Origin of the sequence: Bremerella volcania, assembly GCF_007748115.1 — a bacterium.
Classification (GTDB): Bacteria; Planctomycetota; Planctomycetia; order Pirellulales; family Pirellulaceae; genus Bremerella; species Bremerella volcania.
On sequence record NZ_CP036289.1, the window covers coordinates 13,377 to 39,519 of the forward strand.

25 protein-coding genes are annotated in these 26,143 nt (G+C 57.5%); 13 read left to right on the top strand and 12 right to left on the bottom strand.

All coding sequences use genetic code 11. From position 1 onward, the window contains the following. Positions 1 to 54 precede the first annotated feature (54 nt). Positions 55 to 984, bottom strand: coding sequence for an NAD(P)H-binding protein (locus tag Pan97_RS00050; RefSeq protein ID WP_144969555.1), 930 nt, complete (start codon positions 982 to 984; stop codon positions 55 to 57). 106 nt (positions 985 to 1,090) lie between these two features. On the opposite strand from Pan97_RS00050, the gene Pan97_RS00055 reads away from it, so the two are divergent. Further along, on the top strand, positions 1,091 to 1,681 hold the full coding sequence (locus Pan97_RS00055) for a DUF1990 family protein (protein ID WP_144969557.1): 591 nt from the start codon (positions 1,091 to 1,093) through the stop codon (positions 1,679 to 1,681). Between the two features lie 199 nt (positions 1,682 to 1,880). Then, complete coding sequence (locus Pan97_RS00060) at positions 1,881 to 2,462, top strand: superoxide dismutase family protein (RefSeq protein ID WP_206668915.1); 582 nt, start codon at positions 1,881 to 1,883, stop codon at positions 2,460 to 2,462. 401 nt (positions 2,463 to 2,863) lie between these two features. Here Pan97_RS00060 and aroE read toward each other — a convergent pair whose 3' ends face one another. Beyond that, positions 2,864 to 3,712, bottom strand: a complete 849-nt coding sequence (gene aroE / locus Pan97_RS00065) for a shikimate dehydrogenase (protein ID WP_196782227.1) — start codon at positions 3,710 to 3,712, stop codon at positions 2,864 to 2,866. A gap of 131 nt (positions 3,713 to 3,843) precedes the next feature. On the opposite strand from aroE, the gene Pan97_RS00070 reads away from it, so the two are divergent. From Pan97_RS00070 to Pan97_RS00090, 5 genes are all read left to right on the top strand, one after another. Beyond that, positions 3,844 to 4,617, top strand: a complete 774-nt coding sequence (locus Pan97_RS00070; protein WP_144969559.1) for a hypothetical protein — start codon at positions 3,844 to 3,846, stop codon at positions 4,615 to 4,617. A gap of 100 nt (positions 4,618 to 4,717) precedes the next feature. Beyond that, positions 4,718 to 5,449 carry a hypothetical protein gene (locus Pan97_RS00075; RefSeq protein WP_144969561.1) on the top strand — a complete coding sequence of 244 codons (732 nt, stop codon included), beginning with the start codon at positions 4,718 to 4,720 and terminating at the stop codon, positions 5,447 to 5,449. Between the two features lie 62 nt (positions 5,450 to 5,511). Next, entirely contained in the window at positions 5,512 to 6,219 is a 708-nt protein-coding gene (locus Pan97_RS00080; protein ID WP_144969563.1) for a hypothetical protein, read from the top strand. Between the two features lie 26 nt (positions 6,220 to 6,245). Further along, positions 6,246 to 6,983, top strand: coding sequence for a hypothetical protein (locus Pan97_RS00085; protein ID WP_144969565.1), 738 nt, complete (start codon positions 6,246 to 6,248; stop codon positions 6,981 to 6,983). A 16-nt stretch (positions 6,984 to 6,999) separates the two neighbouring features. Further along, on the top strand, positions 7,000 to 7,770 hold the full coding sequence (locus tag Pan97_RS00090) for a V-type ATP synthase subunit I domain-containing protein (RefSeq protein WP_144969567.1): 771 nt from the start codon (positions 7,000 to 7,002) through the stop codon (positions 7,768 to 7,770). Here Pan97_RS00090 and Pan97_RS00095 read toward each other — a convergent pair. The 6 genes from Pan97_RS00095 to Pan97_RS00120 all read right to left on the bottom strand — a co-directional run bounded on the left by Pan97_RS00095 (position 7,703) and on the right by Pan97_RS00120 (position 12,244). Further along, positions 7,703 to 8,530 carry a class I SAM-dependent methyltransferase gene (locus Pan97_RS00095; protein ID WP_196782228.1) on the bottom strand — a complete coding sequence of 276 codons (828 nt, stop codon included), beginning with the start codon at positions 8,528 to 8,530 and terminating at the stop codon, positions 7,703 to 7,705. The two genes, Pan97_RS00090 and Pan97_RS00095, sit on opposite strands and share 68 nt — an antisense overlap. Positions 8,531 to 8,608: 78 nt before the next feature. After that, a complete protein-coding gene (locus tag Pan97_RS00100) occupies positions 8,609 to 9,040 on the bottom strand; it encodes a hypothetical protein (protein WP_144969569.1) in 432 nt (143 codons plus the stop codon). After that, positions 9,033 to 9,458 (bottom strand): hypothetical protein, encoded by a 426-nt coding sequence (locus Pan97_RS00105; RefSeq protein ID WP_144969571.1) that lies wholly within the window; start codon positions 9,456 to 9,458, stop codon positions 9,033 to 9,035. The genes Pan97_RS00100 and Pan97_RS00105 overlap by 8 nt, the downstream gene beginning before the upstream one ends. Further along, entirely contained in the window at positions 9,455 to 9,925 is a 471-nt protein-coding gene (locus Pan97_RS00110; protein ID WP_144969573.1) for a hypothetical protein, read from the bottom strand. The genes Pan97_RS00105 and Pan97_RS00110 overlap by 4 nt, the downstream gene beginning before the upstream one ends. Then, on the bottom strand, positions 9,883 to 10,404 hold the full coding sequence (locus Pan97_RS00115) for a hypothetical protein (RefSeq protein ID WP_144969575.1): 522 nt from the start codon (positions 10,402 to 10,404) through the stop codon (positions 9,883 to 9,885). The genes Pan97_RS00110 and Pan97_RS00115 overlap by 43 nt, the downstream gene beginning before the upstream one ends. Positions 10,405 to 10,693: 289 nt before the next feature. After that, positions 10,694 to 12,244 carry a sigma-70 family RNA polymerase sigma factor gene (locus tag Pan97_RS00120; protein ID WP_391529996.1) on the bottom strand — a complete coding sequence of 517 codons (1,551 nt, stop codon included), beginning with the start codon at positions 12,242 to 12,244 and terminating at the stop codon, positions 10,694 to 10,696. 1,333 nt (positions 12,245 to 13,577) lie between these two features. Here Pan97_RS00120 and Pan97_RS00125 point away from each other — a divergent pair. From Pan97_RS00125 to Pan97_RS00140, 4 genes are all read left to right on the top strand, one after another. Further along, the gene (locus tag Pan97_RS00125) at positions 13,578 to 14,372 is read left to right on the top strand and encodes an SDR family NAD(P)-dependent oxidoreductase (RefSeq protein ID WP_144969579.1); all 795 of its coding nucleotides are present in this window, start codon (positions 13,578 to 13,580) and stop codon (positions 14,370 to 14,372) included. Between the two features lie 151 nt (positions 14,373 to 14,523). Continuing rightward, positions 14,524 to 15,063, top strand: a complete 540-nt coding sequence (locus tag Pan97_RS00130; RefSeq protein ID WP_144969581.1) for a hypothetical protein — start codon at positions 14,524 to 14,526, stop codon at positions 15,061 to 15,063. 18 nt (positions 15,064 to 15,081) lie between these two features. After that, complete coding sequence (locus tag Pan97_RS00135; protein ID WP_144969583.1) at positions 15,082 to 15,801, top strand: lipoate--protein ligase family protein; 720 nt, start codon at positions 15,082 to 15,084, stop codon at positions 15,799 to 15,801. Positions 15,802 to 15,877: 76 nt separating this feature from the next. After that, positions 15,878 to 16,555, top strand: coding sequence for a basic secretory protein-like protein (locus tag Pan97_RS00140; RefSeq protein WP_144969585.1), 678 nt, complete (start codon positions 15,878 to 15,880; stop codon positions 16,553 to 16,555). A 1-nt stretch (position 16,556) separates the two neighbouring features. Here the strand turns inward: Pan97_RS00140 and mutY are convergent, their stop codons facing one another. Further along, positions 16,557 to 17,681: an A/G-specific adenine glycosylase gene (gene mutY, locus Pan97_RS00145; RefSeq protein ID WP_144969587.1), complete on the bottom strand. Its 1,125-nt coding sequence runs from the start codon at positions 17,679 to 17,681 to the stop codon at positions 16,557 to 16,559. Between the two features lie 152 nt (positions 17,682 to 17,833). Between mutY and Pan97_RS00150 the strand changes: the two genes are divergently transcribed. Then, complete coding sequence (locus tag Pan97_RS00150) at positions 17,834 to 18,814, top strand: alpha/beta hydrolase family protein (RefSeq protein ID WP_144969589.1); 981 nt, start codon at positions 17,834 to 17,836, stop codon at positions 18,812 to 18,814. 3 nt (positions 18,815 to 18,817) lie between these two features. Here the strand turns inward: Pan97_RS00150 and Pan97_RS00155 are convergent, their stop codons facing one another. Continuing rightward, positions 18,818 to 19,804, bottom strand: coding sequence for a DUF1559 family PulG-like putative transporter (locus tag Pan97_RS00155; RefSeq protein WP_144969591.1), 987 nt, complete (start codon positions 19,802 to 19,804; stop codon positions 18,818 to 18,820). A gap of 736 nt (positions 19,805 to 20,540) precedes the next feature. Between Pan97_RS00155 and Pan97_RS00160 the strand changes: the two genes are divergently transcribed. Further along, a complete protein-coding gene (locus Pan97_RS00160; RefSeq protein WP_144969593.1) occupies positions 20,541 to 22,226 on the top strand; it encodes an alpha-keto acid decarboxylase family protein in 1,686 nt (561 codons plus the stop codon). Positions 22,227 to 22,231: 5 nt separating this feature from the next. Here the strand turns inward: Pan97_RS00160 and Pan97_RS00165 are convergent, their stop codons facing one another. Then, positions 22,232 to 23,677 (bottom strand): DUF1552 domain-containing protein, encoded by a 1,446-nt coding sequence (locus Pan97_RS00165; protein ID WP_144969595.1) that lies wholly within the window; start codon positions 23,675 to 23,677, stop codon positions 22,232 to 22,234. Between the two features lie 27 nt (positions 23,678 to 23,704). Continuing rightward, positions 23,705 to 26,065: a DUF1592 domain-containing protein gene (locus Pan97_RS00170; RefSeq protein WP_165698538.1), complete on the bottom strand. Its 2,361-nt coding sequence runs from the start codon at positions 26,063 to 26,065 to the stop codon at positions 23,705 to 23,707. Positions 26,066 to 26,143 lie beyond the last annotated feature (78 nt).

Below are 26,143 nucleotides of genomic sequence, written 5' to 3' on the forward strand. Positions count from 1 at the left end.
CATTTCGATGGGATGGGTTCCGTTTTGCGTTCGAAGCGTCGATTCTTCTGCCAGCTATGCTTCTTGCTGGACAGCCTGGCGAATCGCCTCTTGGGTGGTCATCGGCTGATGCGAAAAGATTTGGCGGGCCTTGTCGTCGCGCACGACAGTTGGGTTTCGCAGCCCTTCGATCAAGTGCCGGCCCACCTCGGCGCTGGTCGGCGTGACCAGTCCCAGCCACAGGCTGGAAAGGTAAGGGGTCAAAAGCGGCACGCTGATCAGTACCCGCTTCAGGTTTCGCTCTTGGGCGTACATCTGAATCAGCCCGCCATAGGTGACCACGTCTTGGCTGCCGATCTCGAAGACTTCGCTTTTCTCAAGTGGCAACTCGATCGATTCCTGCAGGTAGGCCAGTACGTCCTGGGTGGCGATTGGCTGCGTGGGGGTCGAAAGCCACTTGGGACAAATCATCATCGGCAGCCGCTGCGTGAGCGAGCGAATGAGTTCGTACGAAAGACTTCCGGGCCCAAGTACCACCGAGGCTCGCAGTTCGATGGTCGGCACGTCACTGGCCAGAAAAATCTGACCCACCTCGTGCCGGCTTTTCAGATGAGGTGAAAGCTCCGGGTCGGCATCATCCCCCAGGCCTCCCAGGTAAATAATGCGCGAGACGCCAGCTTGTTGGGCGGCGGCGACGAAATTCTCGGCCGCGATTCGATCTTTCTTCTGAAAGTCGGCCCCGTACCCCATGCCATGAATGAGATAGAACGCGACGTCGACTCCCTGCATGCATTTATGCAAGCTGTGGGAATGCATCACGTCCCCTTGAAAGACTTCAACTTGATCACGGATCGAGTCATCGAGGCGCGCCGGATCGCGGACCAGGCAGCGTACCTGGTAATGAGGTAAGATTTGGGGGACCAGACGACTCCCCACATACCCGGTCGCACCGGTTACGAGAACCGTTTTCTGTCGGTTGCATCTGGGGTGATCGTCAGAAGTCATATGTTACTGGGGTAAAAATCGGGCCGATCGATGTTGTATGGGTTTCGATTTTACGGTTCTCGCTTTTTCATCGGAAGTATTTTCTCAGAGACCACTTAGAACCGCAATGTTCCGTTTTCATTCACCTGATGCCAAGTCCGTCGAGCGTTTTCTGAAAAGCCAGCGCGAGCGGAAGTATTCATACTGCCATCAGGGGAAAACGGCCAGCACGCCTCCGAAGGGATTTCAAGTCGACCATACCCGCGTGAAGCTGGGGCACGGAATCGATACGTTTGAAAAGGCGAAAGAGGCGCTGGGCAAGTGGCAACAATTTGAATTGGGCTGGGTCTCGGCCAGACCGACCACCACCACAATCCGCGAAGGAGAAACGGTGTGCGTGATTGGCAAAGCGGCAGGCCTGCATTGGCTGAACGCGGCACGGATTGTGTACGTGATTGACGACCCTCTGAACACGCCCAAGTTTGGTTTTGCGTATGGTACGCTTCCGGCTCATATGGAAATGGGCGAAGAACGCTTTCTCGTCGAGATGGATCAGTACGGGGACGTGTGGTACGACATTCTGGCTTTCTCAAAGCCCAAGCGATGGATTGTCTGGTTGGTCCATCCTTATATGCGAAATCTTCAAAAAAAGTTTGCTCGCGACTCCGCAGCCCGCATGAAACGGCTTGTGAGCGAAAAAGTCCAGCAAGCGGCCTGATGTTTCAATTGCCCAAGTGTCGTGCATGCTCTTTTGGCGTCGGCTGGCGCGGTGCGACAAAGTTTTCACCTTTGGTGGAATGGGGTCATGCAATACGTAACAATAGGCGCAAGAGCTCTCTCACGAGTGATGACGTCGGTAGAACGGTTCTGCCCGACGGATGCTATACACCAATCGCCCCGCAGGAGAAGACAGCAACATGAAATCGACCATTCTGACTCTAGGCATTCTGCTTTTGGCAATTCCGGGCCTGGTCTTGGCTCAAGAAGAAGGTGCCAAGGAAGAAGCTCATGAAAAAGAACTCGCTCACGAGCATTCCGCTGAAATGGTAAATTTGCCCACGGCGGCCGTCGCCGTTCTGGCTTCGACCAGCGGTAGTGACGTGAAGGGCGTCATTATGCTGAAGCAGGAAGACGGTTACGTTCACCTGACCGGGGAGGTGATTAACTTGGAACCCGGCGAACACGGCTTCCACATTCATGAATTCGGCGATCTGACCAAGGCCGACGGCACCGCTGCCGGTGGTCACTTCAATCCCGATGGCCACGAACATGGTGCCCCAGGCGCTAAAAGTCACGCCGGCGACCTGGGCAACATCACCGCCGACGACAGCGGCGTTGCCAAGATCGACACCAAGGCTGAAGGCTTGAAGCTGCACATCGTGCTGGGTCGCTCGATCGTCGTGCACGCCAAAGCAGACGACCTGAAGAGCCAGCCATCGGGCGACGCCGGTCCGCGCGTTGGCGTGGGCGTGATCGGCATTGCCAAGCCCAGCGAGTAGGCGAATATAGTAAATAAGACCGAACGATCGGTGATGGTTCGGAATGATTCGAGCGAGGCCTTTGCAAATGCGAGGGCCTCGTTTTTATGGACCCACCGAGTGCACCGTGTTCAACGAAGTGCGGACGAGAAGAGTTTTGACCACAGATTACACGGATGAACACGGATAAGAGAGAAGGCTCTTGGCCCCGAAGAGGCGGCAGATAATAGCCAGGGGCGTCAGCCCCTGGTAGCAGTGCAACATCATGTTGAGCCCTGAAAGGGCGACAGAAAAGAAACCGGGGCAAACGTTCTGGGGCTGAGAGTTACCTAACGATTGTTTTGCATAACGGACTAGGGACACACGAACTCTACTCTTTTATCCGTGCCCATCTGTGTAATCCGTGGTTCCTCTTTGTTCTTCTAGATCCCCAAATACTCTTCCAGGGCTTCGCGCATGACCGCTTGATCCGGTTCGATGCCGGTCCAGATTTTGAAACCGATCGCGCCTTGATTGACCAGCATTCCCAGGCCGTCGATCGTTTGGCATCCGGCTTCCTGGGCTGCCCCTAGGAAGGCCGTTTGGGGTGGGTTGAAGATTACGTCCGCCACCAGCATCGACTCGCGGAACGTATCGACGTCGACCGGCACCATCGCGCTGCCATCATTCAAGCCAATGCTCGTTCCGTTAATGACCAGGTCCGCGTCTTCCGGCAGCTCGTGCGCTGCGTTCCAGGGGATCCATTTCGATTCAATCCCCACGCGCTGCGAGAGAAGGTTGGCCAGATCGCGGCCGCGGCCTGCGTCGCGATTGACGACGTCGATACTGGCCACCTTGTTCAAGCCCAGCTCCACCGCAATTGCCCTGGCAGCTCCGCCGGCGCCCAACAGGACGACCTTCTTCCCTTCCGGCTGCATGACTTCTTTCAGCGCGGAAACGAAGCCTTTGCCATCGGTGTTCTCGCCGACGAAACCACCCTCTTCGGCGAAGACGCAATTGACCGCTCCCATCAGTTCGGCCGCTTCGGTCAGACGGGCCAGCAGCGGAATGACCGCCACCTTGTGGGGAATGGTGAAGTTGCCACCGTGGAAACCCATCGCCTTCATTCCGGCCACGGCCGCTGGCAGATCTTCCGGGGGCACTTCCAACGTGAGGTAACGCCAATCTAACCCAGCCGCGGCAAAGGCCCGTTCCATCATGAATTGTGAGGGGTTACCGGCGACCGGCTGGCCCATGCAACAGACGATTTCCTGAAGTGATTCGTGAGTCATTACGTGCGCGCGTAGGGGTTTGCTGAGGTGGGGAATTGTCAGGTTCAATTTTGCCGGGCAGGCCGAAGTTTTGCAACGTGATCCTGCGGCAACTACGTGCACCGAGGTCGATAAAATGCGATGCTGGGAACATGAACGACATCCAACATCGCCGGGCCATACTTATCTTAGTGCTGTTTACCTTCTGCTTAGACGTCGTGCTGGCAGTGGTAGAAATCACGTTTGGACAGGGTCAACAGACCATATATCTGACCACTTGCATTCTGGGGTTCTCCCTTGGGCAGATGACGCTGAGCCTGGTCTTTCTCATGCGAGATGTTTCCAGGTGGCTACCGGTCCTTGGGGCCCTGATCTTTTCACTCTTCTTTGGCCTCACGATTACCATGCATGAAAAAGGTGCCCATTTTGATCGAGTGTTGGTCATTCTGTTGACGACGCAGTTGTTCGGAATCGTTCCCGTCGCGATCTACCGAGTGGTGTTCGTCGGTATGAAAGTGCAGTTCTCCTTATCGATTCTGTTCGGACTGATGACACTGGTGACCGTGGTTTGTGCCGTGTTCATTCAGATGGATCTTGATTGGGGGTGGTTCCTGTCGTACTTCTTTTTCTTCCTGAGTTCCGCTATCCCGATCCCACTGGCTGCGTTCATGCTGGTGGGTCCCCGTACGGCCTCGACGCGATGGTTCGTCATGATCATGTTGCCGCTGATTCTGGCTTGTGCGCTCATTATTAGTGTTTACCAAGATTCCCTCAGGGACATTGGCTTGGTCGTCCAGATTTGCGGATTCATGTCTCTCTATCTTCTTGTCGGTGGAGCCGTACTGCTATGGGAAGCCAAAGAGCGAACTCCGCTTCCGCAGGCGGAATCATTACCATCCGTGGAAGACCCATTCGCGGCCGATTAACAGTTTTAATCGATACAAGCGTCATCGTGGATTTTGATTTCGTTGGTATGTGGGATCAGTCCGGCATGCAATTGCCGCGACTTCCAATCACCATGAAGGGATGATTACTCCCGGACGATTTCTGTTATCCCTTCTCGCCGCGGCCAGCATCTGCGTCGACGTTGCGATTGCCGCCAACCTTCACGGCAGCGAGCCGTCGGAGGGGCTCTTTGGTTGCATGCTCGGTCTGATGTTGGGGCAGATTGGCTTGATCGCGGCCGGATGGATCCGTCGTCCTGAAGCGTGGCCAGTCTGGTCGATTGCCATGCTGGGGAGCATTGCCCTGGGCAGTACGCTGCTGGCAACGATCGAGAAGATTCCGCTGTTGCACTGGGCAATCGTGCTGGGCGTGTTCGCCGTGCTGAGCGTGGCCCTGCCGCTGATCTACCGCATCGGTCGCCGCGAAGCGACGTCGCAGTTCTCGTTGGCCGCCATCTTCGCGTTAACGACCGGGGCAACGCTGGTTTGCTTGGCCGTACTGCAAAGTGATTTCCCCTGGCAGGAACTTCCGGTGGCACTCCCAGGCCTGATGGTATGGAGCTGCCCGACGATGGTCGTCGCGCTGACCCTCTGCGAAACGAAAGAGGACCGCCAGCGCCAGCTGGTCATCGGCCTGGGCGCGATCCTGGCGATCTCGCTCACGGCGGCCTGGATGCTGCCGGCCCTATGGAACCGGATGCCGCTGGTGATTGCCTGGGAAAGCTTTTACCTGTTGATCGCTGGCATCGTGGCGCTTCAGGCGATTAGGAATGATGAAGTCTTGGCGGCCGATACGGTTGCTTCCGATTCCTGATCAAAACGTGAGCATTATTCTCGGTTCTCGCTACGATCGAATCTATGGTAGCGAGAAATACCATGGCGTTGTTGGTCAGTTGGATCGTCGTCAGCGTGACGGCTGATCTCGCCGTTGGTATTCCGACACTTTACCGCTATCGTGAAAACGGTCCCCTGGAGTTCGTCTTGTGGGGATTGTTGTCGGGGCAGTTGGGTTTATGTTGTGCCCTCTGGCTGCGCAAGCGGAACATGCGCAGCCATGTCCTCGGCGCGATGGTTGCCCTCTTGATGATCGCCACTTGTTGGAGTTCAGCGAACGAAGACCGCGGAAGTTCGGCAACCTACCTGGTAACTCACGCGGTTGTGACCATGGTTTTCAGTATTGCCCCTGCATCTGCCTATGGTTGGTTTCAGCGAGGGGGCGGATTACGGTGGAATCTCAAGCTGATGTTCTTCGCAACGGCGATATTCGCTTTGGTTTGCCTGGCCATCATGCATCAACTTTATTGGCTCGCGTTACCCATCATCTACGTGGGCTACGAGATTCCCGTGATGGTTGCCTGCTTTCTGTTAGGTACCACGGACGATCGAAACCGGTATGTCAAACCGATGCTGGGAATCTTCCTGTTTCCGCTGCTACTCTTGTCCCTTTTTTCGCAGTGGGAGGTCGCTCTGTTCACCATTGTCCAGACGACCTATTTACTTACCGGTGGCCTGATCGTGATGGAATTGCCGCGAGACCAGGAAGATCGAAAGCTATCGAAAACAACAGGAATTTCGCAGCCATAAATGGTCGCATCGGCTATGCTGACGGCATGGACCGCTCATCGATTCTCGTTCCTTTGCTTGTCTTCATCGGGATCAACGCAGGCGTGGATGCCGTGGTGGGGATCGCCGTGCTTGCCAGCGAAACACATTCGCCGGAGACCGTGTGGAACTTCCTTTTTGTGGGCCTACTTTGGGGGCAGTTTGGACTGTGCTGCGGCTCGCGGCTTCGGTTTGCAGCGACGCGGCACTATGCCTACCTCGGTATGTTTCTGATTCCTGTCGCGGCGATTGTCATCTTGTTGCCTACGATTTTCATCCAATCGAACCAAGAGTTTATCGCCCTGGTGATGTTGACCGTAGGTTTCACGGTACTTTTTTGCGTGGGTCCGCACTCGCTGGTGCAGTGGCTCTCATCGCAGGGTCTGGAAAACCGATTCACGCTTCAGCAGATGTTCATCGGTACAATCCTCATTGCGTTTGCGTGTGTGATTGTGATGAACGTACAGGTTGCCGTCGGAATGGCGCTCGGCGTATTCGTTCTGGCGTTACCATCGATCATTGCGAGTAATCTTCTGGCGAAAGCCGTTGAAATTACCGGCTACAGTTGGATGATGGCTTCCGGCATGTTCATCTGCATCTTGTTTACCATGATCCAGCCGATGGCCGCACCCCTGTTAGGCATGTTCATGGCTCAAATCATGGTGCTTTGGATGGGCGGGATCTTGTTGATTTCGATCGGGCAGGGGAGTGCCCAAAGAGAAGTCGCGGGACTGCCGGAAGAGTAATACGGAGAGTGGAAAGATGGAAAGCGATCCGGCAACGCGTTCGATTGGGCAATTGGCTGGCTTGTTTCTGTTTGTCGACTTGATGCTCACTCTATGGATCGTATTGCATCAGCCAGGCAAAGAAAACGCCGCAGCCGTCCTCATCGGAGTGCTCGTCGGGCAGTTTGGCCTGGGGTGCGCGGCGATTCTGAGAAACGAAAGCCTTCGCGAAGGAGCGATCGGTTGGCTTGTACTACTCGTTAGTTCGTCCGGCATCGTGCCGGTTGTCTTTGACCAGGTCGAGGAAGCGGGTTACATCCTGTTGTTCGCGCTGATCGTGGCAGGCGTTTGCTTAGCACTGAATTTGTTGCCTACGGTGATTTTACGATCGTTGACGTCTCGCGGAGGATTTCAGTTCTCGATTCTGCATATCATGCTGCTGATGACTCTGGTCGGCGTCAGCATTGTGGTGGCGTCCATGACCTATCTCTTCCTGCTGGCGGCCATGGGCTTCATGCTCTTGCTTCTCGCTCCCGCAGCGATTGGTTGCCTGTTGGTGGGCGTACTCTCGCAGATGAGAGCCTATCTAGCGAGCATGGCGTTGATCCTCCTTTTGATCGGTGCGGGGTGGATGATGGCACCCGATGGAGGTCAGATTTGGGTTTACCTGGTGGCGCAGACGCTGACCGTCATGCTGGGAGGTTATGGTTTGATGCAGGTAGAACTCGATAGGGCCACTCTTAGCTCGGCAGCCACAGCGAGCCCGCTTCGGCCTGAGCCTCTTCCTGACCCACTCGACGAGCCTTGATCCGCACGTACGGGGCGATGTATTTGCTGCGGTCCTCGAACGTATTAGGCTCGGCGTCTTCCTTGGCATGCAGCGGCTCGATCAGGTCTTCGATCACCAGGCCGGCGCGGCACATGCCGCCCAGTAGTTGCTCCCAGCGGTGTAGGTATTCGAGCGTCCCTTCTTCGCGGTGGCGGCTGCCGCGGACTTCCGGCAGGGGGCCTGTGCGATAGTAAGGCTCGGTCAACGGGTAACCGTGCTCGCTGCGGCGGACTTCGGCTTGCAGGCTCGTCGGCGTCTTGTGCTGACTGATGTAGATTCCCCCGCCGCAGAGCACCTTGGCGACTTCGCGAAAGACCGGGGCGACGTCCGGCACATAGCACGTCGCGACCGGATGAATGACGATATCGAAGTCGGCCGGGGCGAACATCGACAGGTCGTCCATCGAGGCTTCCACCGTGCGAAGCTGCAGCCCGCGTTCTTTCGCCACGCGTCGATCGATCTCCAACTGGGCCCCGCTGATATCGACCACCGTCACGACGGCACCGGCCGCGGCGTACAGCGGACCTTGGCGACCACCTCCAGCGGCCAGGCACAACACGCGCTGCCCGTAGATGCTTGGCCCCAGCCACCCCCAACGATCGAGCGTCTTGAGCGGGTTCTTGAACTCCTCATCCTTCGCCGGCTGAGCGAACCGATGCCCTCCCCGAGCCATCCGATCCCAGGCGCCCTGGTTATGCTTCTTGGCGGGGGCGTTTTCGTGGGGGGAAGGTTGGCTCATCGATCGTGTTCCGGTACTTCTCGATAAAAGGATCGGGATGGGGGAATACTGTTTGTCTGGGGAGACTCAAACGGGTTGTCACGCAGGTCCATGATAGTAGAACCTCCGCGACTGGGGATGCATCAGCAGCAGAAGAATGAGGGTGGTGACTAGCAGGACCAACGCTCCTCGCGTTGCCCGCCACCATTCTTGTTCGAGCATTGCCAAGGCGGTGCCGGCTATCAAGATTAGAAAGAGGACCGCGAAGTAGTTCGCCGACACGCGGTAGGCCCACAGTTGTCGGTAGAACAAAAGGAATCCGGCGGAAATGGCCAATAGCCCGGTGATCGGACCGAAGGGACCTTCCACGAGCGCCACCAGGCCGACGGCCAGCATCAGGCTGAACAGCCACGCGAGCGCGACCTGCCCCGGCACGCGAAAGGCGCGGGGGTCGCCAGGTTCTTCGACCACTTCCGGCTCCATCGGCGGCTCGTCGATCGTATCGGGGGATTCAAATGGATTCTCATCCATGCGTCTTCAACCTTTCCTGGTATCCAATATAACCTAGGAGAACGGCGATGATCGCGTAGGCCAGCACAAAGCCGAGTAGGAAAGCCGTTTGGTAACCCTTCTCGAAAATCACGGCCTGCGTCGCGCAGCTGATGCTGACGGCGAAAGCGTAAAGGGTAGCCAGGGCCATCGTGCCGCGGGTAGGGATGATCAGGATGAACCCGACCACGGCGGTGATGCAGAACAGGATGCCGTTGATCACGTCCTGCAGCACCCAGCAGACGCCGAAGTGAGCCATGGCGATCAGCATGAACAGACACCAACTCACAAAGACCAGCACCGATATCGGATGGGCAGGCTCGTCGTCGACCAACGTGGTATTGGGGATCTCTTCGACAATGCCAGGGGACTGAAACGGATTGTCAGAAGACGAATTCACTTCTTCGACCTTGCTCGCCAGTAGTACTTACTGGAGGTCTGTATCAGTAGCACCATGATGGTGACGTACAGCAGAAGCGGGGCCAGTCCCACGATCATGAGCGGACGGTCTTCGACGATCCCGCTCGTGAGAACGCCGACCGAAAGCACCGCCATCAGCGTGGCGTAGGCCAGACCGATCAGCCAGGTGAAGATCGACGGCAGCAACACGCTAAAGCCGACTGCCAGGCTCAGGAAGCCGACCATCAGTTGAACGCGATTGCCGGCCAGTAGCCCCGCGATGACGTGCAGCCCGGCGGCTGTGAGAAACAATCCCCACGTCAGCGAAACGAGATTGCGGACGTTGCGATAGGGGGTCGACGTGCGGTCGGTGGGCGCCGTCGGGGATTGAAACGGGTTGTCGTGCGAGGAGTTGGGCATTTTCTTTACCAGCGAAAGCCGCACCTGGTGCAGCGTCGCTGGAAGCATAACAGGTCATCCCCGCCGGAGTTCACATGATCGCAGTGGGGGCATTGAAGGCGATGAAACTTGCGGACCGACTCTCTTCCCAGGGACGAGAAGATCGCCAGACAAAGTCCAGCTTGCACCAGTCCCGAGACGATTGCCAGCGGGGGCTTCAAAAAGACGAACGCCATCACGCAAAAGCCGATGGCCATCATCCCATGAAACAGAAAGTAAAACCGGGCCACCGCCCACGTCGGACTGCTGCGGGCAATGAGCCCCAGCGAGATCAAACACGAGAATGCAGCCCCCATCAGCAGACTGAACTGCTGCGACGTGTCGGTGTAGCCAATGACGAAGAACTCGCCAATCTGCCACGCGGTGAGCAAAAGCCCCAAGAGAACCGCCACCGCCAACGGAGCAGGAATCGACGACAACTCCGGCGACGACGGCTGATCGTCGCCATGCGGAGAAGTGAACGGGTTCGATTCGGGAGGTTCAGGCATGCGAGCTAGTCAGGTTGGTTATCGACAGGTATCCACATTGTATCAAACATCTATCGACGACTTACCAACAGGTTAACGACAGCATACCGACAGGTTTTCCACAGGCGTGATTTTGAAGTTTTCAGTGTTCAGTTTTCAGTAGGACAAGCGCGCCATACTGGGTAGCATATGGCTGCCTGGTCCGACTCATCTCTTGTTGAAAACAGAACACTTCAAACTGTGAACAAAAAAAAAGCCGGACCCATGTGAGTCCGGCTTTTGAATTTCGAAGGTAGACGCGAGGTTCGACTTAGTCGAGGAAACCGACCAGGTCTTGGCTGCGGCTGGGCTGTTGCAGTTTGCGGACGGCCTTGGCTTCGATCTGGCGGATACGTTCGCGGGTCACTTTGAAGATGTGACCGACTTCCTCCAGGGTGTAGCTGTAGCCATCGCCCAAACCGTAACGCAGCTTGATGATCTCGCGTTCGCGGTAGCTGAGGGTCTTCAGCACGCGGCCAATCCGGCCACGCAGCATTTCCTGAGCAGCACCGTTAGCCGGGCTTTCGGCTTCGCCATCGGGAAGCAGGTCGCCGAACTGGCTGTCTTCGCTGTTGCCGACAGGGCGGTCAAGCGAGATCGGGTAGCGGCTCATGGCCAGCACGCGGCGGGCTTCTTCGACGGTCGTGCCAGCACGACGGGCCGTTTCTTCGATGGTGGGTTCGCGTCCTTTTTCCTGCAGCAGCTGACGAGCCACGTTACGAACGCGGGACATGGTTTCGACCATGTGAACCGGGATACGAATGGTTCGGCTTTGGTCGGCAACGGCACGGGTAATGGCCTGACGAATCCACCAGGTAGCGTACGTGCAGAACTTGAAACCACGGCGGTATTCAAACTTGTCGACCGCACGCATCAGGCCGGCGTTGCCTTCCTGGATGAGATCGAGGAAGCTCAAACCGCGGTTACGATACTTCTTGGCGATCGAGACCACCAGACGCAAGTTCCCTTCGGACAGCTCGCGCTTGGCTTGCTGGTATTCCGAGTAGATCGCTTTGACGGCCTGACAGCGACGGTTGAGACTCTTGGGAGTCTCTTGCGTGGCCATCAGCAGGTTGCGGTATTCGGCCAAAAGTGGTTGGCGATCTTCCATCGGCGTGTTGGCCGCCTTGTGATCGTCCAAGCGAGCTTTCAGTTCGTTGATGCGGCGGCAGAATTCTTCCAGCACGCCGATCTTCGACTCGATGCGTTGGGTACGCAGACCCAACTCTTCGATCAGTTTGACCACGCGATGACGGCGGTGGCTCAAACGGCGCCAGGCCGCGGTGCGCTTTTCGGCCGAGACCGACTTGCTGAGCGCGGTGATGTAGTCACGACGGTTTCGCTTCAGCAGACGATCGATGGTGACCAGATTCATTGGCATGCGGCCCATGATCTGTTCTTTTTCTAAACGATCGGTCACCGAAACCTGAACCGTACGATCGAACGGGAGTTCGCCATCCTGCACGCGCTGCAAAACCTTGAAGGAATCTTGGGCGACGTAGTCGCACTCCAAGAGCAAGCGTCGGAACTTGGCTCGCGTTTGTTCGATCTTGCGAGCGAGATAGATTTCCTGTTGGCGGGTCAACAGGGGAATCTCGCCCATTTGCGTCAGGTACATCCGAACCGGGTCGTCGGACCAGGTTTCGCTATCCTCGCTGAACTCATCGGATGAATCATCTGCCGAATCATTCGACATATCATCCGCACTCATCATGCGATCGTCATCAGAGTCATCGATCACATCGACGGCAGCATCGTCGAAGCTACGCGGACGTACTCGTGCATCATCATCTTCGAAATCGTCAATCAACGAATCGTACAACATATCACTCCTTCACTCGCCAAAGTGAGGCTCGTATTCTTCTGTTTAACCCATGGGTGACGGGAAAAGTTCTGCGGTCGTCCCGCCCTATCCGCGTGTTCTTCGACAGCACTGCTTGCAATGAAAAACTTCGCAAGTCTACCACCAAACGCGCGGATGACTGCCTTCCGTGGATATTTGGAAAGAGATTACATTTGACGCGTGCTTGCGGCCTGCGTAGCTTGCCCAATCCCGAAAGTTCTGTGCTGAGCCAAGCGGAGTTTCGCCAATCTTGCGAATCTCTCGCGGCATCGAAGCAGCAAACGGACATGGCCGGCAGCGTGCAACGTGTCTGTTGGTAATCCGTGCCCCTTTCCTCCAGCAACAAGTCCTGTCTTGCGACTGGGCGACCCAGCTTCTTGCTGTGCCGAAGAATCACTCTAACCCTTGTTTACGACCAGACTTTCAACTCCCTAAAAATCGGTCTCATCACCTAGTGTAATCAACCGGAATGCCACAATTCCATGAACTTTGCCGCTTATCGGCGAGGTTGCTGGTCTGGAAAAAGGTCCGGATGCATGCTATCAATTACCTAAACTTCGTAGCCTATCCAAAGTGATGATCGCTGTGCCTTGTCTGGCTTTCGAGCGGATCGTGTTCTTTGAAGTAGGAGGTGGTCTATGTCACTCGGGTTCCCTTATGGATCGAAATGTCGCCATTTTGCGATTCAGGCAAACACTCCGCAGTAACATATGTCAACCAAACCTCAACTCGTTTCACGACAAATAGAATTCCGTCTTCGGACCACGGAAAATTTAGACCGTGGGGGCAAGATGTTCGTGCAAGAGATGGAGGGTTTGGAGGATACGAAATTTGGGCCGGCGCCGTCGGGCATCCGCTGGTCGATCGAATTCATCCAATTCTAACTGGACACTAACCAGGGTCCAGACTTTCATACGGGAAAATAGGAGTTTCCGCTCCTTTTCGATCTACGGACAACCACAGTCTATCTCAGCATTTTTCAGGTGCTGGTAATTCTTTTCCCTTAGCCACCTTCCTGGGGGAAGATTACCCCAGTGCGATGCGTCCTGGCATCAGCGCTGTTTTTTTTCGGTTCGCCGTTTCCCCTTTCCACCACCGGACACTCCGTAATTGGCGAGAAAACACCTCATTTCGGGGCAGAAACTCAACTGTCGTGAGAATGTTCGATTGAATTCAAGTCAATTCCCTATCGCGCTCGCTGCGGGATCGATCGGTGAATTGCGGCCCATGGGTTGGACCGTTAGCATTACCCGACAGGCAGACCCTTCTTCTGCGAACGTTCCCACCTTGATCAGCCCGGAAAAACAAAATCATGACGCAGCGAGATTTCGAAGGACAAGTGGTCCTGGTGACTGGTTCCAGCCAAGGTATCGGTAAAGCGGCCGCGATCGAGTTTGCCCGGCAAGGCGCCAAGGTCATCGTCAATTATCACAGCAGTCCCGCGAAGGCCGAAGAGGTCGTCGCCGAGATCGAAGCGCTGGGCAGCGAAGCGATCGCCGTGAAATGTGACGTCTCGAGCTACGAGGCAGTCGAAGCGATGGTCGCCCAAGCAGTCGAGCGATTTGGCAAACTGGACGCGGCGGTCTCCAACGCCGTTTACAGCGACCGCGAATTCTTCTACGAAGCCGATATGGACGGATTTCGCCGCACGATCGAAGTCACGATGTGGGGTGCGTTTCATCTGCTGAGGGCCGCCTCGCGGCAAATCATGTCCCAAAAAACGCCGGGTGCCATCACGATCGTCAGTTCGCCGCATGCATTCATTCCAGCCCCCAAGGCGATGGCCTACAACATGTCGAAAGCGGCCATCGAGCATATGGCCAAGACCGCGGCCATCGAACTTTCCGATTTCAAGATCCGCGTGAACATCGTGCAGCCTGGCTGGACCGATACACCGGGGGAAAGGAAGTTCGCCACCGACGAGGTCCTGGAAGAAGGAGGTTCCAAAATTCCGGCCGGTCGACTCGGTACGCCTGAGGAAATGGCCGAAGCGATCTGCTACATGAGCAGTCCCAGAAACAGCTACACGACCGGGGCCACGCTGTTGGTCGATGGTGGCATCTCACTCCCATGGTGGGGCAAGACAGGCCGGGCCGCTCCGAGCTAGCGCACCAGGCGTGTCAGAACGGTAAAGATTTTCAAAAATCGGCTCCATTCGTGCCTGTCGTTTTCCCACCGAGCGATCGGGGGAGTAGACTAAATGGTTTCGACAAGCTCGTTTCTCGAATAGATACGTCTCTCGCGACCGCATAGAAGCTATGGCTCAAACTTATCTGCTGACGACCCCCGATGGCGAAGAGGTTCACGTCGAGTCCTCGCAAGCCGGCGAAACGATTACCACGGCCAGTGGCAAAACGGTTGAAGTTCCCACGCTTCGCGAACTGAAGAAACTGCCGTTGGTTGAGAAAGAGGAAGCCCCGGTCCGGCGGGACTGGTCGGTCGGTCAATCGATTCTCTTTGTGGTTGGTCTGCTTTTGCTAATAGGCTGTTCGGTCAGTTCGGTTTTCCTGTACCGGATCACCCCGCTCGAGTCGCTCGACAAAGCACGTGAAGTCCCTATCGAACTGATCGAAGGGGACGTCGAACAGTGGACCATGAAAGATACGCTCAGCTTCTGGGCGTTTGCTTCCAGTGGCCACGCGCTGAGTGACATGCGCGGGAATGCCTCAGGCGATCGTTACGTGCTGGGGGTCTACGAGTCGCGGCAAACGTTCTTGACTCTTTCGGTCGCTGGCGTGGTGCTCGGGCTGATCCTGATGGGCAGCGCGTTTGCCTTGCCTGGCACACGTCGCAGCTAGGCTGAAGCAAACCGGTCCATGCAACTTCTCGATCTCACCCTGCCGTCGCCCGAAGAGAATCTGGCGCTGGACGAGGCTCTGCTGACTGCCGCCGAGTCAGGCGAATGCCCTTCGGAGGTCTTGCGGATCTGGGAACCGTTCGAGCCGCTAGTCGTCATCGGCCGTGCTTCCAAGCTGCACGAAGAAGTCAACGTCGAGACCTGCCAATCGCGCGGGATTCAAGTTCTGCGCCGGGCCAGTGGCGGGGCTTCGGTGGTCACAGGCCGCGGCTGTTTGATGTATGCCGTTGTCTTGAGCTACGAACTTCATCCCCAACTGGCGGCACTCGACGTCTGTCATCAGTTCGTGATGGGGCGGTTGCAATCGTCGCTGGCGCGGGAAGTGCCGGAGGTCAATTTCCAAGGGACATGCGATCTGACGCTCGACGGGCGAAAGTTCTCCGGCAACAGTCTTCGCTGCAAGCGCACGCATCTCATCTATCACGGCACGCTGCTGTACGACTTCGATTTGACGCTCATTCCCGAACTTCTTCGCACGCCGCCGCGGATGCCTGATTATCGCGCGCGTCGTCCTCACCAGTCGTTCGTCACCAACGTGCCCATTACCCGAGAAATCATCCGCCAGCGGCTGCTTGAGGCCTGGCCGACTCATGGCGAAATGGTCGATTGGCCCCGCGAATTGACCGCTCAACTAGTTGCGGAAAAATATACAAATCCGGAATGGACCTCAATGCGATAGAGATTTCCGTGGGCTACGATGGGGGACGACATTTTTCTCCTACCCATTTTCCTTTCGCAACCGAAGAGGCCACTCGATGCGACTGCTTCACCTCGTCCTGACGGGACTGTTATTAACGCCTGCCGCGGTCTTCGCCACTGACGAACCTCAAGAGCCGGCGCTGCCGGAGGTGAAGGTCATCGTCGATACGAGTGAAGTCCCGGAACTGAAAGCGTGGGGCGAAAAATCGGCCAAGTTGATTCAACAGTGGCATCCCAAGATCGCCGAGATGCTCAAGCAGGAAGGCTTCACGCCGCCGCGCGAAGTTCATGTCGTGTTCAAGAAGGACATGGACGGAGTTGCTCATACCATCCGCAATCAGATCGTGATTGCCGGCAATTGGGTCAAGCAGCATCCCGACGATACCGGCATGGTCGTGCATGAGCTGGCCCACGTGATTCAGGCCTATCCCCGCGGCGGCCCTTTCTGGTTGGTCGAAGGGATCGCCGACTACATCCGTTTCTATCAGTACGAGCCCAACACGCGTCTTCGCGGAATCAATCCCGAGCGGCAAAGTTACCGCGACGGCTATCGCACCAGTGCCCAGTTCGTCGCCTGGATGGAAAAGACCCACCCAGGCATCGTGCAGAAGATCAACGAAGCGATCCGCAAACGCGAATATCAGAACGCCATGATTCGAGAGACGACCGGAAAGAGCGTCGAACAGTTGTGGGACGAGTTCGTGCAGTCGGAAGACGTTAAAGGCCGGCGATAACTTATACCAGCTTGGCCAACTTGCGACCGGTCGTCGATAACGGCAGATCGGTCAGGTGCGAAGCATCGCGCCACTGCCACACGCGAGACTGACCATCGGGGCCAGCCTCGGGGCGGAGGCGACCTTTCTGGTAGGTCATCTCGTGACACAGAAGCGTGATCCGATACTTGGTCACGCCGTGCTTGATGGTCGTCATGTGCGATCCCAACGAGGCCCAAATGCCGGAGGCCTCCTTCAGTTGGGTTTCTACCGGGCCAAGGTCCGCTTCATCGGCAACGGCGAACCGCGGAAAATCCCATAGCCCCGCCCAGCGTTCGTCTTGTCCGCATTGCCGCACGAGGACTTCATTCCTGCGGCGCACGACCAGCGCGATCTCGGTGATCGGGATGAACTCGATCTTCTTCTTCGGCTGCGGGATTTCGTCTTGCCGACCTTGCTGGTAGGCCTGGCAGTGGGCGGCTAATGGACATTGCGAGCAACTAGGATTCTTCGGCGTACAAACCAGGCTGCCAATCTCCATCAGGGCCTGATTGAAGATGCCGACCTCTTGATCGGGAAGAATCTCTTCGGCAAACCGCCACAGCCGCTTCTGACTGGCCGATGTGGTCAGAGCCTGGTCCCAACCAATCAACCGAGCGAACAGCCGCTGCGTGTTGGCTTCGAGAATCGGTGCTTTGTGTCCATAGGCAATCGACGCGATCGCCCCGGCCGTGTACCGACCGATGCCAGGCAGGCTTTGGATCTCGTCGACCGTTTGCGGGAACTTCCCGTCAAATCGCTCGACGATCTCCTTGGCGGCGGCATGCAGCTGGCGAGCCCGGCGATAGTAGCCGAGCCCTTCCCACAATCGCAGCACCTGCTGCTGCTGGGCCGCGGCCAGGTCGCTTACCTGGGGGAACTCAGCCGTAAAACGCCGAAAGTACTGCTTCACCGTCGCGACTTGCGTCTGCTGCAGCATGATTTCGCTGATCCAGATGCGATAGGGATCTTGCGATTTTCGCCACGGCAAATCCCGTTTGTGGGCCGCGAACCAGGCAAAGACGTGCGATTGAAACGCCGCCAACGAACCGCGCACCGGCGAAGAATCCTCTGGTTTCGGGCGAGATTTCGGCTTCGTGCGTGGCATGGGGCGAACTTGAGATTGGCGAAAACCCCAAGGGTAGCCGTTTCGTTCAAGCTGACAACCAGACGCCTGGAAGCAGGCAGCCGCTGTTTCACTCTTCATCTCCCCCGAGTTACAATAGGGCAGTTCCCCCAATTGGTTTGTCAGGTTGCCTCATGTCGTACCGTCCGTTTGTACTGCTCGTTGGATTCTCGGTCGTCGTTTGTCTGGGCTTGGGTTGTTCGAAGGACCAGCCGGTCACCGAAACGCTTGTGGAAAGCGAATTCGCCGATCAGTTGCTCGCTCCCATGAATTACCTGGGCAACATTGCCAAGCAGGCCCCCGACGCAGTGTACAACCCGCAAGGAAGTGGCGTACGTAAGGCGGTGGTGCAGACAAAGCTTCCCAGCGGCGAATCGATGACGCTGTGGATCTACCAGCCTGATCCGCTTCCGCAGTCGAAAGTACCGTGCGTCTTTATTGCTCCGGCTGGAACGATGATGATCCACGGCCTGGGTCTTGCCGATGGGGATGCACCCGAACATTTGCCCTGGGTCAAAGCTGGTTTTGCCGTCGTCGCTTACGAGCTGAGCGGCGCCGCGGACGCCCAGAATTCTACCGATATCCAGTTGAAACTGGCCGCCGCGAAATTTCGCCAGGCGAAGTCAGGACTTCTCAACGCGCAAGTCGCGATGGCCTATGCACGCGAGAAAGTTTCGTTTGTCGATCCTCGGCAGTTCTATACCGCCGGGCACAGTTCCGCGGGGACGATGGCCTTGTATGTCGCCGAGATGGAGCCTCAAGTGAAAGGGGCTATCGCGTTCATGCCCGCGGTAGATATCCGCGCGTCTTTGGGTATCGATGGCATCACGTACGTGCAGAATGCCGAGATCGTGCCGGAGGCAGGCATCTACGTCAACGAGATCTCTCCGATCACGCACATCCATCGTTTGAGCCAACCGACGTTTCTATTCATCGCCGGTGACGATCGGCCCGACATCACCGGACCGGCTGATTCGTTCGGCAAAAAGCTCCGCGAACTGGGCAGCGACGTCACGATTGTCCGCGTCCCCAGCGGCGGGCATTTCGACCCGATGCTCGATCCCGGCATTCCGATGGCCATCGAGTGGCTGAAGATGATCACGCGGACTAATTAGAGCCTAAGGACCGCTCTTTTGGCCATCGTTGCGAATCATCATCTGCTGCAGGACGCCGATCTGGCCGGCGGTGGGTTCTGGCTGCCACTGGGTGTCGGTATCGGTCGCCAAGAACTCCACCGAGCCATCCACCAGCAGCACGTTCGCTCCGCCGGGGTGCAAGCTCGAAAAGCCTTCGCCGCAGAGCGTATCGCCATCCCAGGGTGGTGCGTTGATCTTCGGCTTGGCTCCAGCAACGACGTTCCAGATCGACGGTCCCCCGTCGTGCTTCAGCGGATCAGGCACGCCAGGCCAACTGCCGGCCCGGCAATTGGTCAAGTCACGTTCGCCGACCATGATCGTGTGGCTGATGCCGTCGGTTATGTCGGCCAGGGTAACCGCTGAATTGCCGTAGAAGATGCCCGTGTTCGCCTGGCTGCCCACCGCATCGTGTCGATGTCCCGCGTTGCCAACGTACATGCTCAGCCCGAAGGGAACGGGTTTCTCATTATGAACCCAGCGCCGGTCCGGGTGGTTTTCGCCATCGTACGCAAGCCCATCGTCCGATGGGCACAGGTACTGTTGAAAGTACGTTTGCACGAACTCCATACGTTCGTCATCGGCCAGTAGCACTTCCGCCAGTGGCTGCTGTAAATCTTCCGGGGTGGGATAGGTCACGCCCGTCATGCTGATCAGCTTGGAAGGCCAACCCCACGTTGGCAGCGCCGGCGCTTCGTCCATCGGTACTTCCCACCCAGGCGGAAAAGCATTGTGGACTTCGTAGTAGTCTTCGATCTGCACGCCGATCTCGCGGAGATGATTCATACAGGCCGTGCGCCGCGCGTTCTCGCGTACCTGAAGCAGGGCCGAAGCTATCGGACCGAGAATGACACAGCCTACGAGTAAGACCAAAAAGAGAACAACTCCGACGATCAGAGGTGTTCGAGATCGATCACGCTGGTCGTTGGCGTCGCCGAGCGAAGGACCGGAATCAGCATCGGAATGGGGCATAGGGCGTCGCGGCAAATCAGGGGGCGAAAACTTAGACGGCGATGCCCATTAAATCAGTTTGCCTGCAAGAGTGCCAACGCAGGCCCAAGAATCATGAGTCCAGCGATCAATCCTAAGCCAACCAACACAACCGCCAGCCAGGAAACAACTGCCGGGGGTGACTTAGAGTTAGGATCGGATTGGGGATAACCTTGGTCAAGTTGTTGCTGTTTCGTCATGGGTTTTCTCCTCGAAGTGTTTAACGGGAGAACCGTAAGTAAGTCGTGTTGCTCACAGATTCTGTGCAAGAGTATGAAGCAAAGCACGCGCCGACGAGAAAAGCAGTCAGAAAAGGGGGGAGGCGAAACGGTCTTGGCCTCGGGGCAATGAGGCTTCGAACCCATTTCACCCCCCAACCCAAGCTTCCGACAGAGGCTGCCCCGACTGTCGGATAACTCGCGAAATTATGTGGCAGGTTTTCAAGGACCGGATTCTAGATGACGAGTTAACCGCCATTCGGTGAGAAATCTCTCATTTCGCTGATAAAAGGTCCTCGAGCTCACAAACCCCTGTTATCACATGCCTTGCGCCCCTTCGCAGGGCATAGGCGTCCTGTCAAACACTTGGGGGGCCAGGGGTGGGGGTAAATTGGCCAAATGCTATCACCACCAAGATTGTGATGCCGCGGGCGGATCGAATTTCTAGAATATGGATAGCAGGCATTTCGCACCTACCGTTTGATTGGGAGTCGACCAGGATGAATCGTTCCGCCCCTTCCCCGAGTGCGCCCTTCTCGCAAACCGTGAGCGGGGTTTCTATCGGCCAGTACCTGATTCGGCGACTGCAAGAGCATGGCCTGGAAGACATCTTTGGCATTCCCGGTGATTACATTCTTTCCTTTTACGGGATGCTCGAGAAAAGCCCAATCAACGTGGTCGGCTGCACGCGGGAAGATTGCGCCGGATTCGCGGCCGATGCCTACGCTCGCGTGAAAGGACTTGGCGCAGTTTGCGTTACCTACTGCGTCGGCGGTCTCAGCATCTGCAATAGCATTGCCGGGGCATACGCCGAGAAGTCTCCGGTCGTCATCTTGACCGGCTCGCCAGGGCTGCGAGAACGGACCAACAACCCGCTGCTGCATCACATGGTGCGTGACTTCAGCACCCAGAAAGACGTCTTCGAAAAGCTGTGCATTGCCGGCGCGGAACTCTCGGACCCGGTCAGCGCCTTCCGCGAGATCGATCGCGTGCTGGACGCCGTCGTGCGTTTCAAGCGACCGGGCTATATCGAACTGCCGCGCGACATGGTCAACGTCATTCCACATATCAGTCACGTCTTCCCTTCGCCTGAGAACACAAGCGATCCGCAAGTATTGAGCGAGGCCGTTGGCGAAGCGGCCGCGCTGATTCAAAACGCCGAGAAGCCGGTGATCCTGGCCGGTGTCGAACTGCAGCGCTTTCATTTGCAGGACGAACTGGTCGCCCTGGCCGAGCACACCCAGATCCCGGTCGCGGCCACCGTGCTGGGCAAAAGCGTCATCCGGGAAACGCATCCGTTATACGTCGGTTTGTATGAAGGGGCGATCGGCCGGGAAGAGGTTACCAAGTTCGTCGAAGAGAGCGACCTGGTGCTGCTCCTGGGGACCTTCATGACTGACATCAACATGGGCGTTTTCACGGCGAACCTCGATCCGTCGAGGTGCATTTACGCCACCAGCGAACAGCTTCGCCTGAAGCATCATCATTACCATGGCATCACGCTGCCTGACTTCGTGCGACAACTGTCCGAGCGAAACATTCCGTGTGCCAAGCGAGCCCTGCCCGCTGGGATCCGCATGCAGATGAACCCTGTCGGCGACATTACGGACAAGCCCATCACGACGCAACGAATGATGCAGATGATCAATCCTCTGCTGGATGACGAAACGGTCGTGATCGCGGACATCGGCGATTCCCTCTTCGCCGCGACGGAGCTGGTCACCCAGGGACGCAGCGAATTCTTGAGCCCCGCGTACTACACTTCGATGGGTTTCGCCGTTCCGGCAACGCTTGGCGCGCAAACAGCCAATCGTAACGCCCGCATCGTGGCGGTGATCGGTGACGGGGCATTCCAGATGACCGGCATGGAACTGTCAACCATCGTCCGCAGCGGCTACGACCCCGTGATCATCATACTGGATAACCATGGGTACGGCACCGAACGCTGGCTACACCCCGGCGACTGGAAGTACAACGAGATCCACTCCTGGTCGTACAGCAAGCTGCCGGAAGTCCTGCGCGGCGGTACCGGCTACGAAGTCAGCACCGAGAAAGAGTTCCACGCGGCGCTTCACAAAGCCTGGGACGACCGCGAAGGAATGAGCATCATCCACGTTCACTTGCCCGAAGACGACGCCAGCCCAACGCTGCATCGACTAAGCCACCGGCTGGGGGAGAATGTTTAGCAATGCTAGACCAAGTCAGGCAAACGTCCACCAAACGCGGCCCCTGGCGAGGTCATGCTGTCGCCGAACTCGCCCACTTTCACTCCCACGCGGTCGAGCATTTCGACGAACAGGTTCGCCATCGGCGTCCCTTGCGGATAGGCGATGTGGCGACCGGTGCTTAAGGTGCCTTGAGCGTTGCCGACCAGCATCACCGGGTAGTCTTCGCGGTGGTGGCCGCCGTCGGCCATGTAGCTGGTAAACAGCAGCAGCGTGTTATCGAGCAAACTGGTTCCCCCTTCGTCGACGGCCGCCATCTTGTCGACCACCCGGGCAAAGTGCTGCACGAACCAGTGACTCACCTGGCGGCACGCCTCGCGGGCGATCGGATCGCTACGGCGAGGATCGGGGTTGCCCCCTTGGTGCTCGAGCGTATGGAAGTGTCGCTCGAAACCGACCGTCACCACGCCGGGCATCATCGAGCCGTCGCTGCCGACCGCCATCGTCGCCACGCGGGTCGAGTCCGTTTGCAAAGCCAGAACGAACAGGTCTCCCATCAGGTCGATGACCTGGGACTGCACTTCCGGGTCTTGCGAAGAAACCTGGTGAATCGGATCCCACTCCTTGGCATTGGCAGGCAGTCCCTTGGGAATTTCGGCCGGCACGCCCATGCCGTCGGCCATCATCTCGGCGGCCTGAGCTTCGACGAGCGCGATCCGCCGCTCGACCGATTCGACGCTCGCCAAGTACTGCTGGAGCTTTTGCTTGTCGAACGTGCCGACCTTCTTCTGCAGCCGCCGCGCGTCTTCCATGACCATGTCCAGGATATGACGATCGATCGACTTCTCGGTTGGAACACTCGCCTGCTTGGCTTGGTTCTCGGCGCGGCGTTTGGCCCGGGCCGACCAGTCGGGTGCCATCGGTTCGCGGCCGCGGAACATCCGGTCGAACACAACTCGCGGATTCATTTCGTACGGGACCGGCTCTCCCTTGTCGCGATACGAATACTTCCACTCGTCCGGCGTCGTCGTCATTTCCAGGCTGGGCAAATAAGTTTGCGAACCGAGATGCCTGGCGGCCATCTGATCGACCGAGATGCTCGTCACCGGCACGCCGTTCTCTTTGCCCACTTCCGCCGCCGCGGTCAGGTGCATCGAAGCGCAATGTTCGTGGGCGTTCACGTTCTTCGAACGGCCATGGTTGGCCAGGCCCGATAAGACGAGCAGCTTGTCCTTGTGGGCCTGCATGGGACGCAGGATGGATGGAAGCTCGCCGAGGGCACCCGCCTTGTCAGGCTTCCACGATTCGATCACCGTGCCGCCGACCGTCGAGTAAATGCCCATCCGCATCGGAGCCACGCTGGCGGAAGCAGCCAGGGCTTTGCTGGTCACCATCGATTCCAACCACGGCAAGGCCAACGCGGCGCCAGTGCCTTTCAGCAGCGTTCGACGGGAGATAGGTTTCATGCTCATGGCGTTTGCTCAGTGAAGGAATGCTCGTTAGGGATTCAAGGTCACGCGCTGGTCGGCGCCGCGCTGGTACTGGAAGGGGTAACTCTCGACGATGCCGAAAATCAACTCTTGCATCTTATAGTCGTTCTTTTCGAGTCGCGCGACGATGGCGGCCACGGCAGGGCGGTCCTCGTAGGTCAACTCGCGCCCCAGGGCATACGTCATCATTTGCTCTGTTAAGTTTCGCACGAAATGGGACTTCTGCTCCAGCAAAATTTCTTTGAGCTGGGCCACGCCGTTCAACTCACGCCCGCCTGGCAGCACGCCGGTCGCGTTGACTTTCTCTCCTTGTCGCTCGCGCTCGAAGCGGCCGATCGGGTTGAACTCGTCCAGTGCGAAGCCCAACGGATCCATCTTCCGGTGACAGCCGGCACAGGTCGAAGACTCATCCGCATGCAGCGATAGCAGTTCGCGAAAACTCTTCGCTTGGTTCTTGTCCGATCCTTCATCAATCTGTTCGACGTCGGGGGGCGGCGGGGCGGGTGGATCGCCGATCAGCACATCCAGCACCCATTTACCGCGCCGCGTGGGGCTGTTTCGTGAGACGTGCGAGGTCATCGCCAGGATGCCCCCCATGCCGAGCAGACCGCCCCGTTCGGGATTGCGCCGCTTGTTGATCTCGGCCTTTTGGAATTCTTGTTGATAACCGCCATAGCGGTAGATGGGGGTCAGATCGCGATTGGTGAATGAGTAATCGGAATCCAACAACTCGATCACGCTGCGATTCTCTTGCACCAGGTGATCCATGAACATCAACACTTCGGTCCGCATCGCATGCCGCGTGCGGGCTGTGAACTCGGGAAAGAACTCTTCGCTGGGCAGCGCGTGATCCAGTTCATCCAGGTGCAGCCACTGCCCGGCAAAGTCATGCACAAAGACTTGCGAACGCTCATCGGCCAACAGCCGCGCGACTTGCTGCTTCAAGACTTCCGGTTGATGCAGACGATTGGCTTCCGCCAGGCGAAACAGTTCATCATCGGGCATCGTATTGGTCAGAAAGTAGCTCAGCCGCGATGCCAGTTCATAATCGGTCACCGGCTGCGGATCGCTGCCGACGGGAGTTTGTTCCATACGAAAGAGAAACTGCGGCGAGACGAGCACGGCCTTCAAGCTGTAGCGAACGCTTTCTTCAAAGGTCGAACCCTCGGCCTGGGCCATGTCGAAGATCGTCAGCAGGCGATCAATCTCGTCTGGCTGGGCCGGGCGGCGGAAGGCCCTCGTGGCGAATGCATCGAGGATCTTCCGAGCCGCATCTTGCGGCGCGAGTCTTGGGCTGGGCTCTGCGATGAAGATCTTCTCGTGCGCTTCCTGGCTGGGCACAATTCCCTGCGGAGAAACGGGGCCTGCGATCTCGAAAGACTTCCAACCCAAGTGGCGGAAGCGGTGATCGTTCTCGGCCCAGCTTGGGCCAATCTCGGCGTTGACGAACTCGACCGACAGATCGACCTCGCCGGCCGGCAGCCGCAGGGTGAGCACTTCCTCGCCGGGATTCTCGCGCACGCTCAGCACCGAGATCGACTTGCGCACCTGACCATTCACGCTGATTGCCAGGTCAGGCTGCCACTTGACCCACTGTGGTCCCTTGTGCCCCCAGGTGGCAAACGTCAACCGATACGTGCCGGCCTTGTCGATCGTCAGCGGAAAGTGATGCGTGCTGCTTAAGCGGAACAGGCGATAGCCGTTCACCACTTCGGTGGCCGGGGGAATGGGGCCATCTTTGCCACGCCCCTCGGGCATCTCCCCTTCCAGGTCGAAGTCGACCTTCGTCATATCAAACGAGAACGACTTCGGCTTGGTGTCGACTGCCCGCGAAAGCATCTCGTCGGCCGCGGCCAGGTACTTTTCCAACTGCAGCGGGGGAATCTCCAGCGCGGTCCCAATGTTGTTGAATCCAAAGGCCACCGGATCTTCCGGTAAGCCGACCGCCGTGGCCACATCGTAGTCGACCCCCAACAGGTCACGCATCGTGTTGTTGTACTGCAAGCGATTCAAACGGCGGAAAACGACCTGGCCGGGATCAGTCGACGGCTTTTCGTCCAGATGCTTGCCGAGGGACTCGGCCCAAGTGACCAGTGTTTTCCGCTCGGACTCCGAAGGTTGGTCTTCGTCTTTCGGGGGCATGAACTGGTCATTTTGCGTCTGAGCCATCTTTAGCCAGGTTCGCACGTGGGCAAACATTTGCCGCGGCGAATCGAACCGATCCAACGCGACATTGCCAGAAGGAGCGTCGCTCGTATGGCAGTGCAGGCAATATTGATCGAGAATAGGAAGAACGTCCGCGTGGAACTGCTCGGCGCTTTCCTGCAACGGCCCAGTGGCGAACTCCTCCGCTTGCGCACGGTAACCCACCGTTGCCCAAGTGCATCCGAGCCCTAGGATGCAAACAAAGATTGGCCGACAGAATCGCAACGTATCGATCACGCGAGA